This window comes from Pontixanthobacter gangjinensis (assembly GCF_009827545.1).
Taxonomy (GTDB): domain Bacteria; phylum Pseudomonadota; class Alphaproteobacteria; order Sphingomonadales; family Sphingomonadaceae; genus Pontixanthobacter; species Pontixanthobacter gangjinensis.
Window position 1 is genome coordinate 1,373,298 of the sequence record NZ_WTYS01000001.1, and the last position, 13,241, is coordinate 1,386,538.

Genomic DNA, 13,241 nt, shown 5'->3' on the forward strand with positions numbered 1-13,241 from the left:
GAGAGTTCATGCCCTCGCTAGGTGGCATCGCCGCCGCTGTCACCTTCTTCTTCATCCGCCGCGACATTGCCCTCATCACTTTCGTCGGTTCCAGTGTCATCATCATCAACATAGCGAGAGGTTTGTCCTGACATCATCTCATTTATTCGATCAATAGTCTCCTGCGCGCCGTCACCGCCATGGGGGCTGTTGGCCAAAATTTTCAGCATTGAAATCGCCTCGCCAAAATTGCCTTGCCTCGCCCTGTCTATTGCGACGGCGAAACGCAGCTCGCTGGATTCCGGGGCTTGTTCAAACGCAATTTCAAGTGCTTTAGTCACTTCGGTATTAGATTCTCCTTCACGGATATAGCTGTTGGCGAATGAGTATTGCGGCCAAGGATGAAGCGGGTCAGTGGCTCGTGCCCTGTTGAAGAATTCGCGCGAACTGGCCCAATTCGCCTCATCGGGTTTTTCAGCATGATCGAATGATTCTAGCAGGATATTACCTTTGAGGACATTGGCGTTCATATGGCTGGCATCTAAGGCTAAAGCTTGATCAACCGCTGCCATAGCCGCTGTGAAGTCATAGGCGCTGTCAGCATCGTCATCGTGTACCAATGCGAACTCAGCCTCAGCCAGCTGATACCAAGCCTCGCTGGTGGCAACTGGCATTGCGACCGCTTGGCGCAACTCTTCGCGAACCTCTTCCATGTTATGCCCGCCAAGCCGCTGGAGGGTCAGTCCGGTAATTTGTGAGTCATATTCTGATAGTTCTGTGACTGTGACGCCGTCTTGATAGGGGAGCGCGTTGGGTGACTTGTTCCATTCGATGGACCGTTTGACATAGGTTTGAAGCTTGCGGTCGAACTGGTCGAGGTCGCCAAAAGTTTCTTCCGCTGCGTCGAGCGGATCCTGGCCCATATTCAACCGGTTAATATACTGCGTAACCAGTTTGCCGCGACCCATCTCCTGCGAATAAAGCATATGAGTAAGAGCCCACGACCAGCCATAGAATGAACTGCCTTCACTGTTGCGAGCAGGACGATTGGTCAAAAGATCGCGGATCGGGATTTCACCGAAATACTCGATTTCATTGACGCGGTGCAGCGCGGGTGCGCCGAAAGTCCACTCGCCATTACGCTTGAACTCAGCAGTCGCGACGAACTCCGCAAAGCCCTCGGTGAACCAAGCAGGTGCCGGAACCGCAAAATTCTGAAACATGAAATGGTGGGCGTATTCGTGGAAGAGCACCCGCTTACCGCTTAGCGCTGCTTTGTTGCCGCTGACTTTGCGGTTGCCGACCGCGAAACTTCCCTGTGCCTGAGAGCGATAAAACCCGGCCACATTGGTGTTTCTTGGGCCAAGCAAGTCATCAACAGCTTGGGCGTCCTTGATAAGATAGATCGTCAACCTATTCGGATTCAGTAGCGGCTCTTTATTCCATAGAAGGCGCAGTAATGAATCGAACCGTTCGACCTCATGCGCAAAATCTTCAAGCTGGCGTTTTTTGCCGTCGCTATAAATCGTGAAGTGGTGCGTCTGAGCCTTATACCAAGTTTCTGCCGCCGCAGGGCTGGCAATCAACAAGGCCGCACAAATTGTAACGAATTGGCGGAGTAAAACCATTTTTAACAAGCACAGTCCCCTTGGTCTGCGTACTGTATTGCAGTAATAAAGCCTGATTACAAATAAAGTTATTTAGACAAAGCTATACGGATCGATATCAACGCTAACTCGCACACCTCGTCCAAAATTCAAATCGCCCAGCCATGATCGGATTATATCCTGTACTTGTGCGCTTCGGCGCGCGTTGATCAGCAGACGGTATCGATATCGACCTCGCAATAGAGAAAGCGGCGCGGGCGCGGGGCCTAGGATCATTACATCGGGCAAGTTGGGGCGCGTTCCGCCGATTGCTCTTGCGGCTTCCTTCGCTTCGTTCTCGTCTTCGCTCGATACGATAATCGCGGCCCATCTGCCAAAGGGTGGGGCACCGGCGCCGCGCCGGGCTTCGGTTTCAGCATCGTAGAACGCATCGCGATCTCCCGCGGCAAGTGCAGAGATGACGGGCGCGTCCTTGTGGCGCGTCTGGATAAATACTTCGCCGGGCTTGCTTCCACGACCCGCACGTCCGGCAACCTGGGCAACTTGCTGGTAAGTGCGTTCGGCAGCGCGCAAATCACCGCCCTCCAGGCCCAGATCGGCGTCAACCACGCCAACCAGTGTCAGTTCCGGGAAGTGGAAACCTTTGGTCACCAACTGTGTGCCGACAATTACATCAATTGCTTTCGCTTCTGCCTCAGCCACAAACGCAGCTGCCTTTTCAGGAGTGTTGAGAGTATCGGATGTAGCAACGGAAACTCGTGCTTCGGGCAATATCTCCGCCACTTCGTCGGCGATGCGTTCAACACCCGGACCGCAGGCAACCAGACAATCGGTTTCTCCGCAATCTGGGCAGGTCGGCGGCGGCGGAGTTTCGTGGCCGCAATGGTGACAGGCGAGGCGCTGGCTAAAGCGGTGTTCAACCAGCCACGCGCTGCAATTGGGGCATTGGAAGCGATATCCGCAATTGCGGCACAAGGTGAGTGGGGCGTAGCCTCGGCGGTTTAGGAAGAGCAACGACTGCTCGCCCTTTTCCAACCGTAATTTTAGCGCCTCAACCAATTCAGGGGCGAGCCACCGACCGCGTTCCGGTTTGCTTTCATTGAGGTCGATTATTGAAATGGTGGGCAGTGTGGCGCCGCCGAACCGGCTGGGCAATTCGAGCCGCTTATAAATCCCGCTTTCGGCCATTTGCAGGCTTTCAAGCGCAGGTGTCGCGCTGGCGAGGATAACCGGAATCTTCTCGAACCTTGCCCGCATGACGGCTACGTCGCGAGCGTTGTAGCGCACGCCTTCGTCCTGTTTGAAACTGATCTCATGGGCCTCATCCACCACAATCAGGCCAAGGTTTGCATAAGGCAGGAACAGCGCCGAACGGGCGCCGACCACCACTTGCGCTTCTCCGCCGGCGATTGCACGCCAGGCACGGCGGCGCTCGGTTGACTTGAGCGAGGAATGCCACACAATGGGAACAGCTCCGAAGCGGTCCTCAAACCGCCGAAGAAATGCCTCAGTCAAGGCGATTTCCGGCAATAACACCAGCACTTGGCGATTGGTGCGAAGGGCGGCGGCAACCGGTTCAAAATAGGTTTCGGTTTTGCCCGATCCCGTCACCCCATCGAGCAGAAATGGCGCGAATGTCCTAGCTTCGACCGCTTCGACGAACCGGTCGGCGACCTCCTGCTGGTTTTCCGACAGTTTCGGCTGGTCGAAGTCGGCTTTGGCTTTGGGGTAAGGCCGGTCGATATTGACTTCGACCGGTTCAAGCACTCCTTGATTGACCAGCCCGCGCAGCACGGCGTCGCTGACACTGGCAAGTTCTGCCAATTCGCGAATGGTGGCCTGTTCATTCTTCAGCGCGTCCATCGCCACTGCGCGTTGCGGTGTCATCCGCTCAGGCTCGGTGCCGGACAACCGGTATTCGGTCATGGTCGAGGGACCACGCATTGCGCCGCCGGATGACAGCACCATCCGTGCAACTGACGACAATGGCGCGCAGTAATAATCGGCGGTCCATTCAATCAAACGCCGCAATTCCTTGCGCAGCGGCGGGATCGGCAGCACTTCGAGCAGCGGGCGCAGTTTCGATTCGGCGACTGTATCTCCCGGTAACCGGTCCTCCTCCCACACGATCCCGATGATCTGGCGAGGACCTAATGGCGCGACCACCACCGATCCATGCTCGACATTCATGCCATTTGGCACTTTATAATCGAGCGCGCCCAAGGCGGCATTGAATATGATGAGACGGACGCGGTTCATAATAGAAGACCAATATGGGGGCGGCGCGCGCCGGTCCACCCCGCTGGTTTGCTGGCAGCATGTAATTTTGGAGAGTTAAGAATGACCGATTTGTCGAAACAGCCCCTGTCCTTCAGTGATCCGATTGGCCGCCGCTTGTTTCTTAGCGGCATAGGTGGCGCGAGTGCGCTAGCTTTGTCTGGATGTGCGGCCTTGCCGGGGTTCGGTTTCACAGATGCAATCCGGCGATTGCTGTTTCTTTCAAGCGAGCGCGCTTTTGCGCGATTGACCAATGAAGGCGGTTTCTGGGATCAACAAGTTGGCCGCATTGGCCTTGCCTCAATAATGGGCACACGCGGCAATATCTTGTCAGACATTCTCACATCGGCAGTCTTCAAAGATCAGCTTGAAGATGCCTTTGCGGCCTTGGCTGTCGAAGGGTCTGAACGTGCAGCGCCGCTGGTTGCCGATGCTGTGCGTGTGTTAGGAATCCAGGCTGCAGCGGATTTGGTGCGTGGTGGACCAACGGCCGCAACGGCTTTCCTGCGCGGGGAAATGGGCGAGCAACTGGTCGAGGCTATGGTGCCCGAATTGGGCCAGGCGATCCGACTTGCGCGTGACCCCGTAGTAGGCCGGGCAATCTCGTCCCTCTCCGGAGTTGATGTGGGTGGTGTCGCAAGCCGACTGTCAGGCCAGATTAACGACGCAATTTGGAACGAGATGGGCATCGAAGAGGCGGCTATCCGACGCAATCCTCGTGCCACCAATGATCCGGTGCTAATCGGGGTGTTTGGGGTCGCCGCCGGTCTGTAAAATTTCAGCTCATCCCGGAGCAGCCCGGGATCGCTATCAACAATGTCTGACTTTTTCAAAATAGATCCCAACCCGCGCCGGGATGACGCGATTGTTGCGTGGACTTACAATATGTCAGGGTGGTTTAGTGGCCATTTGCCGAATATAGCGGCCACGAATCAATTTTGCCTTACCGGAGCGTTCCCATGAAATTCTTTGCTGACACTGCTGAAATCGATGATATCAAGGATCTGGCCGCAACGGGTTTGCTCGATGGCGTGACCACCAACCCTTCATTGATCGCCAAATCCGGACGTGACTTCATGGAAGTCACGAAAGAGATTTGCGGCCTTACCGATGGTCCCGTCAGCGCCGAAGTGGTTGCGCTCGATCACCCTGCAATGATGAAAGAAGCCGAAGTCCTGCGCAAGATTGCAGATAATGTCTGTATCAAGGTTCCCCTGACAATTGACGGACTGAAGACCTGCAACGCGCTGACTTTGGATGGAACGATGGTCAATGTGACCTTGTGCTTCAGCGCCAATCAAGCGCTGCTCGCTGCGAAATCCGGCGCGACATTCATCTCGCCATTCGTCGGCCGCCATGATGATAATGGCTCGAACGGTATGGATCTGATCCGCGATATTCGGCACATCTATGACAATTACGATTTCGAGACCGAAATCCTCGTTGCCTCTGTGCGCCACGCGACCCACGTGCTTGAAAGCGCGCTGATCGGGGCTGATGTAATGACCGCGCCGCCGGCAGTTATCAAAGGTCTCGTCAAGCATATCCTGACTGACAAAGGGATCGAAGGGTTCATGGCCGATTGGGCCAAGACTGGTCAGTCGATCCTCTAATCTAAGTGGCCGACCAAACACCTCTTGATCTGTTCAAACAGGCACTGACTGGCGCAAGCCGCGCCTTGTCGCGGGAGCCGGAGGTTGAAGTTGCGTGGAGCGCGGATGCTCCGTCATCGACTGACACCAATTTCCGCGTGCCGTTGCCGGGCCGCAATCTGCCTCCTGAACAGGCTCGCGAGGCGCGTGGTTTTGCTGATAGTTTCGCGCTTAAACTCCGGCACCACAATGCGGCAGTCCATGCGCGGAATGCACCGTCCGAACCGATGGCGCGCGCTTGCTATGACGTGGTCGAGCAAGTCCGGTATGAGGCGCTCGGGTCGAACAATTTTAGCGGCATATCGGACAATCTTGATGCTGCGGTTGAATTACGCACAGCATCGGACCCGATTACCCGGGCGCAGAGCGAGAATGACGTTCCGGTGCAGACCGCCTTGTCGCTTTTGCTGCGCGAAAAGCTGACGGGTAGGCCAATCCCTAAACGCGCCCAGGCCGGTGTTGATCTAGTTCGGGGCTGGATAGAGGAAAAGGTTGGCGACGACTTCGAGTCATTGGCCCTGTCTCTTGATGATCAGCAAGCATTCCAGTCGCTTACGCTTGATATGTTGCGTCACCTCGAGCTGATTAAAGAGGATGAAGCTTCCGGGTCCGACGACGAGGACGGTGAAGACGAGGAAGGTCAGGACGACGACGAGCAGGACGAAAGTGACGACGACGGTGATGGGGCTGATTCGCAAACTGCCGAAATGGCTGGCGAAGCGACCGACAGCGACGAGACAAGTGACGGCGAAACCGAACAATCTTCCGAAGAGGAAATGAGCGACGGCGAAATGGGTGACGAAGGCGAAGAGGGCATGATGCCAGTCCGCCCGAACCGCCCATGGACCGATTTGCCCGGAGACTTTGACTACAAGCACTTCACCGACAAATTTGACGAAGTGATCGAAGCACCCGAGCTTTGCGATACCGAAGAGCTCGACCGGCTGCGTGCCTATCTCGACAGCCAGTTGACCGGCTTGCAAAGTATTGTGACCAAACTGGCCAACCGGCTCCAGCGACGCCTGATGGCTCAACAGAACCGCAGTTGGGATTTCGATCAGGAAGAGGGGCTGCTTGATGCCGCCCGCTTGGCGCGCGTCGTCACCATGCCCGGCCATTCGCTCAGCTATAAGATCGAGCGCGATCAGGAATTCAAAGACACCGTCGTGACGCTGCTGATCGACAATTCAGGATCGATGCGGGGGCGGCCAATTTCTATCGCGGCGATCAGCGCAGATATTCTGGCGCGCACTTTGGAACGTTGCGGAGTGAAAGTTGAAATTCTCGGCTTCACCACTCGCGCTTGGAAAGGCGGTCAGAGCCGCGAGGCATGGCTCGCCGATGGCAAGCCGCCGCAACCGGGCCGCCTCAATGATTTGCGTCATATCATCTATAAAAAGGCCGATGAGCCATGGCGCCGGGCGCGCCGTAATCTCGGCCTGATGATGCGCGAAGGATTACTCAAAGAAAACATCGACGGCGAGGCGCTGTTATGGGCGCATGGGCGCTTGCTCGCCCGCAATGAAGACCGCCGCATCTTGATGGTAATTTCCGACGGCGCACCGGTCGATGATTCGACCCTCAGCGTGAACAATGCCGGTTATCTGGAGCAACATCTGCGCCGCGTAATCGAATGGATCGAGAAAAGCTCACTCATCGAATTGGCTGCGATTGGTATCGGCCACGATGTGACCCGTTATTACGACCGCGCGGTCACTATTATGGATGTCGAGCAATTGGGCGGCACTATTATCGATCAGCTTGCTGGATTGTTCGAGGCGAAGTAACCTTCCTTACAGCAGTATTGTAGCTGAAAACACAACCAGGTTGGGATAACAATGAACGTCACCGAAGCCGTCCAATCCCGCCGGTCCGTCCGCGCATTTCTCGACAAACCGGTCGAACGCGCCATTCTTGAGCGAGTGCTGAAAACTGCACAGCGGTCCCCTTCTGGCGGGAATACCCAGCCTTGGAATGCGGAGATTATCACCGGCGAACCGATGCAGGCTTTGTTCCAATCGGTTGCCGAGGTTCTGCCGCAAGGCAAAGCGGCATGGTCGCCCGAATATGATATTTACCCCAAGGACCTGGACGGTGCATATGAACAGCGCCGCCGCGGGGTGGGCGAAGATATGTATGCTGCGCTGGATATTGCGCGCGACAACAAGGCGGGCCGGTTGATGTGGTTTGCCAATAATTTCAGAGCGTTTGGCGCGCCTGTGATGATGCTCATCCACACACCAAAATATATGGGGCCGCCGCAATGGTCCGATATCGGCATGTGGCTGCAGACAATCATGTTGTTGCTGCGAGAAGAGGGGCTGGATAGCTGCGCGCAGGAAGCATGGGCGATGTACTCAAGACAAATTCGAGCTGCTGTGTCGATTCCTGAAGATCATGTATTCTTCTGCGGCATGGGCATCGGTTACCGTGATCCTGATGCGCCGGTTAACCAGTTTGATGTTGCGCGGGCGGACCTTGGTGAGGCCATCAACTGGCATGGCTTTAACTAAAGCCGATATCCCACTTGCTGCCGCCTTGCTGATCTTATCGCCTAAGTAAATGGTGCCAAACCGGAAATTTGTCCAAAATTTTCTAGGAAGAACCCATTTGGAAGCGTAGGATCCCTTCATAATAAAACATAGATGGTCGCACATCAGACGCTGACGATTGTCGTCGGCGATACGTTCCTTGGGAAGGGGACTACCTCTTGATTCGACATAAGATTACCCTTCCAGCGCTTCTGTTGGCCTCGGTTTCATTCGGAAATGTCGCGGCAGCGCAACAATCCCAGCCCGTTTTGCTGCGTGACAGCTTTCCGATTGGTGACGCTGGCGGGATACTTTGCCAAGTTCAGGATCGCAGCGTCGGGAACCCCGCCAAGCAGACCATGTTTGACCGCCGCTGGGCTGTGGTTTGCCGCGATAGCGCGCAGCCGATCGCTTTCCTTTATGCATTTCGCGATCTGGCTGTTGACCCCTTCACACTAACTGCCCCTTTGCGCACAGCACAGCTGGACTGCGAGAGTGAGGTCACGGCGAACTCGGACACTCGGTTCGTGGGCTCGAATTGGAGCAAATGCAAAATCGCCGGTACCCGGCTCGATTGGAGCAAAGTCGTCTCCCGTATTGGCGCAACAACCTACGTCGCAGAGGGGTTCGCCGCTTATGACGATGCAACCGATCTTGCGCTGCGGTCAATTGTCACAAATTCAATTGCGATGGGCACTATTGATGCCGCTTCGACGTCGGTTGCCGACCCTGCTTCCTTTGCCCGGGTGCAAGCAGGAACGCTGCAGCCCGATCAGGCATTGGCCGAGGGGTATCGCCGCAATCTGGTCGGTGAATATGCAGAGGCTGCCGCCTATTTCGAGACGCTACAGAAACGGCTTGAAGGCGAAGGTAATTCAGACATCAATCCGGGTGAATTTCTGGTCAACCGGGCTTTGCAAAAAAGCAATCTAGGCGAATTCGCAGAGGCCAACCGGCTGTTCGGTCAAGTCGAAGCGCAAACTTCGGGCGATCCGGTGACAGACCGCTTGTACCGCAATTTTGAAGCGATCCATTTGCTCAATCAGGGCTTCGTTCCGGAAGCAATCGACCGCCTTGATCGGCCACTAGAAGGTGCCAGTTTGGGCATCGTACAACAGCGAGCTTCGCTGTCGATTACGTTGCCGCTGGCGGCGCGGATCAATCAGGGCGAACGAGGCGGAAATTTACTCGGCTTTGTTGACGAACTGAAACTTTCCCCCGCCGAACGCGCCGAAATTATCGATGCACAGGCGCTGCAATTGCGCGGCACCGCACAGCGGATTAGCGGTCAATATGATCAAGCGCGCGCCTCCCTTATAGATGCCTATGGTCGCGCTACTGCTGTGCGCGATGGCCGGGTCACATCTATTACTCGTTTGCGATCACAAGTTTTGAGCGAGCTTGCCGTAATTGCCGAAAGGCAAGACAAACCGGCTGAAGCCGAAAATTACTTGCGCAGCGCTTTGACGCTGTTGGAGGCGCAATATCCGGAGCGCCGCGCAGTCAGCGCAGTGCAGGCCAGACTAGCAGCGTTTCTGCTTCGCCAGGGGCGGCAGGATGAAGCGATGGAGCTGTATCGCGGCGTTGTGGACCGGGCTGTGGGTACACGCGATGCGATAACCGGATTTGCCAATCAACTTGGCCCCTATTTCCGCATTCTTGCCGACAGCCCAGACGGCGATCTCGAAGCCACGCAGCAGTTCTTTAAGGCCTCGCAAGTGCTGGTGAGGCCCGGCGTTGCTGAAACGCAGGCAGTCCTTTCCCGCGAACTTAGCGCAAACTCGGATGAAGCATCGCGCTTGTTTCGGCAGGCGCTTGATCTAGGCCGTGACATCGAAAGGCTCCGGATCCGCTTTGAGGCCTTGGCCAAAGCGCAACAGACGCCAGCGGTGACGCAACAACGCGCAGAGCTGGCGGATCAAATTGACCGGCTCGAACAATCTCAAATACTGACACAGGCACGATTGAGCGAATATCCGCAATATCGGGTCATCGCACCGCGCTCGCTTGAGCTTGATGAATTCCGTGCCGCATTGAAGCCGGGTGAGGCTTATGCACGTATTGCGATGGTCGGCGACGACGTATTCATGTTTTACACTGACAATAAAATCGCGAAGGCCTACCGCGTTGATATGTCGGTAGACGATCTGGAATTTCAGGTTGACGTCTTGCGGGCATCAATTTCGCTGTTTGAAGGCGGCCAATTGGTGACTTATCCTTACGAACTGCGCACTGCGCACGACCTCTATCTCAAATTGTTCGACCCGGTTGCAGGCGAACTTGGCGCTATCGACCACCTCATTTTCGAACCCGACGGGGCGATGTTGAGAATGCCGATTGAGATATTAGTCGCCGATGACCAGTCTGTCGCTGCATATGAGGCGCGCGCCGCTGATCCAGCTGGAGATGTGTTTGATTTCACAGGGGTCAATTGGTTCACCAAAGGCCGGATGGTCAGCACCGCCGTGTCAGCGCAAGCTTTTGTCGATGCGCGAAAGGTGGAGCGGTCCCGTGCCAGTCAGGAATATCTTGGACTTGGCAAGAACCAGCCGATTGGCGAAGCGCCGACTGCTGAGATTAGAGCTGTCATCGCTAGCGGCAATGATAATTGCGGATGGGACGCGTCGCTTTGGAACAGTCCGATTGATGATGCGGAATTGATTACAGCGCAGGGAATCATCGGTGCCGGGGCTTCTGAACTGATCACGGGCGCGTCGTTCACCGATGCTAGCATTCGTGAAAAGAATGATCTGGATCAGTTCAGGATTATCCATTTTGCAACGCATGGTTTGGTCACCCCCCCGAATGCCGATTGCCCAGCGCAACCTTCGTTGCTGACATCATTTGGCGGGGAAGGTTCCGACGGATTGCTAACGTTCGAGGAAATCTTTGAACTGAATTTGGATGCTGATCTGGTAATCTTGTCAGCTTGCGACACTGCAGGCGAAGCGAGTATCGAAGCGACCCGCGCAGCAGGTGTGGCGAGCGGCGGGGGGACCGCGCTGGATGGTCTGGTCCGCGCATTCATCGGTGCTGGCGGCCGTACAATCATGGCAAGCCATTGGCCTGCCCCGGATGATTTTGGTGCAACCGAACGGCTTATGAGCCAGATGTTCCGAATAGGGCGTACCGCCGGTCTCGGACGCGCTTTGCATGATTCCCGCCAATTGTTGATGGACGATCCGGAGACATCGCACCCGTATTATTGGGGCGGCTTTGCCATTATCGGCGACGCAGCACGTCCGCTGCTTTCACAACAAGCTGCATCCGAATTGACTGAGACACCGGCAAGCTTGGCTGTCGCTGGCGAGGCAACCATTAGCCAATGAAAAATAACATCGAAAAGCAAGGTGGATCAATGATCGGATGCCATGAGGCTTCAAGGGCGCTAAAGTTCGGACAAGTCGCGATGTCGGCAGTGGCCTATATGTTGTGCAGCAGCGCAGTATTTGCGCAAGCGGTAACGCCGACTACCCGAGAGGAAATCCAGCGCGACCGATTGGAACAGGAATTGCGCACCGAAGGTCAATCGGTGGCCATCGAAGGCGATATAGAACGCGCGCCCTGTCCTTTAGCCGACCCGCAATTTGCCGAAGTCCGGCTGACACTTTCCGAAGCACGGTTTAGCGGCTTGGACACGATAGACTCGGCAATTGTCACGCCAGCCTATCGCAATTTGATCGGTCAGGAATTGCCGGTCGCGTCGATTTGCGAGATCCGCGACCGCGCGGCAACAATTTTGCGACAGGCGGGATTCCTGGCTTCGGTGCAAGTTCCGGTTCAGGAAATAGAAGGCGGTGTGGTGCGCTTTGATGTCGTTCTGGCGCGGATGAGTGCCGTTCAAATTCGGGGCGAGGCAGGTCCTTTGGGCAAATTGTTGCAGCGCTATATCGACAAGCTGGCTGAGCAGCCGGTTTTCAATATCAATGAGGCGGAACGATACTTGCTTCTTGCTCGTGACATTCCGGGCCTAGACGTGCGTCTGGTCATGCAGCCAGCGTCTCGCGAGGGCGACGCGCAGCCGGGTGACGTCGTCGGGATTTTCAACGTATCCCGCACACCGTTTTTTGCTGACGTTACGATGCAAAATTTGGGATCGAAGTCAGTGGGACGGTTCGGCGCACTTGCCCGGATGCGTTTTAATGGCATTACCGGCTTGGGTGACGAAACCACTTTAAGCGTATTCGCAACAAGCGATATTGACGAGCAATTGGTGTTTCAGGCCGGGCACGAATTTCGCGTAGGTAGCGAGGGTCTTGTCTTGGGCGGAAATCTGACTTTTGCCTCTTCACAGCCTGACATTACCGGGCCTAACCTGTTCGATTCCGAGACTTTCATCGCCTCAGCCTATGCAGCCTATCCATTCCGGCGAACGCAAACCTCCAATCTGATCGGGACGTTGGGTTTTGACCTGATCGATCAAGATGTGGAGTTTTCCAATTTGCCGCTCAGCCGAGACCGGCTTCGCGTTGCTTATGCTCGGATTGATTTTAACGCAGTCGATGAAGGTAGCTTGCGCGGGGTAGGCGGGTATTCGGCAAATGAACCGCGCTTCGCAATCGCAGGATCGGCCGAAGTCCGTCAGGGGTTTGATGTATTCGGCGCTAGCAAGCCATGCGGACCCGCCTTCGCCAATTGCACTGCGCCGGGTTTTGTCCCGCCTTCGCGTTTGGATGGTGACCCAACCGGCCTTGTCCTTCGTGGACAAGCGCAATTAGACTTCCGGCCATCACCCTTGTTAAAATTCAGCGTGAAACCGCGCTTTCAATATTCGCCCGATGCCTTGCTTAGCTACGAACAAGTCTCCGGCGGTAATTATACAGCAGGGCGCGGGTTTGATCCCGGTTCGGTGATTGGCGACAGCGGCTATGGGGGACAGATCGAGATCGCTTATGGTTCTTTAATGCCTGAAACGCAGGGGAAATCGGCTTTTCAACCATATGCGTTTTTCGATTTAATGGCGGTCAATACCAAGAATGTTGGCGGTGACCCGCAGACAATCAGCTCTGCCGGCGGCGGGTTCAGGGCGACTTTGGGGCGCTTGACCTATCTAGATTTATTTGCGGCGGTCCCGCTGGAGCGCGCTCCTTTCCAAACCGACCGCGGTGATGTTCGAGTGCTTGCAACTTTGTCAGTCCAACTTGGATCATGGAACCGTTAGATGGTGGATACGATGCATCGCAATGCTGACCGCC

The 13,241-nt window shown here is 55.7% G+C and carries 8 protein-coding genes; 6 read left to right on the forward strand and 2 right to left on the reverse strand.

Features of this window, described 5'->3' with window-relative positions; translation table 11 throughout:
- Positions 1-17: 17 nt before the first annotated feature.
- Both GRI36_RS06510 and GRI36_RS06515 read right to left on the reverse strand, forming a co-directional pair.
- The gene (locus GRI36_RS06510; protein ID WP_160597722.1) at positions 18-1,616 is read right to left on the reverse strand and encodes a hypothetical protein; all 1,599 of its coding nucleotides are present in this window, start codon (positions 1,614-1,616) and stop codon (positions 18-20) included.
- Positions 1,617-1,679: 63 nt separating this feature from the next.
- Positions 1,680-3,845, reverse strand: coding sequence for a primosomal protein N' (locus GRI36_RS06515; protein ID WP_160597723.1), 2,166 nt, complete (start codon positions 3,843-3,845; stop codon positions 1,680-1,682).
- An 81-nt stretch (positions 3,846-3,926) separates the two neighbouring features.
- On the opposite strand from GRI36_RS06515, the gene GRI36_RS06520 reads away from it, so the two are divergent.
- From GRI36_RS06520 to GRI36_RS06545, 6 genes are all read left to right on the forward strand, one after another.
- Positions 3,927-4,637, forward strand: a complete 711-nt coding sequence (locus tag GRI36_RS06520) for a DUF4197 domain-containing protein (RefSeq protein ID WP_160597724.1) — start codon at positions 3,927-3,929, stop codon at positions 4,635-4,637.
- A gap of 185 nt (positions 4,638-4,822) precedes the next feature.
- Complete coding sequence (gene fsa, locus GRI36_RS06525) at positions 4,823-5,476, forward strand: fructose-6-phosphate aldolase (protein WP_160597725.1); 654 nt, start codon at positions 4,823-4,825, stop codon at positions 5,474-5,476.
- A gap of 5 nt (positions 5,477-5,481) precedes the next feature.
- Positions 5,482-7,302 (forward strand): cobaltochelatase subunit CobT, encoded by a 1,821-nt coding sequence (gene cobT / locus GRI36_RS06530; RefSeq protein ID WP_160597726.1) that lies wholly within the window; start codon positions 5,482-5,484, stop codon positions 7,300-7,302.
- A 51-nt stretch (positions 7,303-7,353) separates the two neighbouring features.
- Positions 7,354-8,028: a nitroreductase gene (locus GRI36_RS06535; protein ID WP_160597727.1), complete on the forward strand. Its 675-nt coding sequence runs from the start codon at positions 7,354-7,356 to the stop codon at positions 8,026-8,028.
- Positions 8,029-8,225: 197 nt separating this feature from the next.
- On the forward strand, positions 8,226-11,375 hold the full coding sequence (locus GRI36_RS06540) for a CHAT domain-containing protein (protein ID WP_160597728.1): 3,150 nt from the start codon (positions 8,226-8,228) through the stop codon (positions 11,373-11,375).
- A complete protein-coding gene (locus GRI36_RS06545; protein WP_160597729.1) occupies positions 11,372-13,207 on the forward strand; it encodes a ShlB/FhaC/HecB family hemolysin secretion/activation protein in 1,836 nt (611 codons plus the stop codon). The genes GRI36_RS06540 and GRI36_RS06545 overlap by 4 nt, the downstream gene beginning before the upstream one ends.
- Positions 13,208-13,241 lie beyond the last annotated feature (34 nt).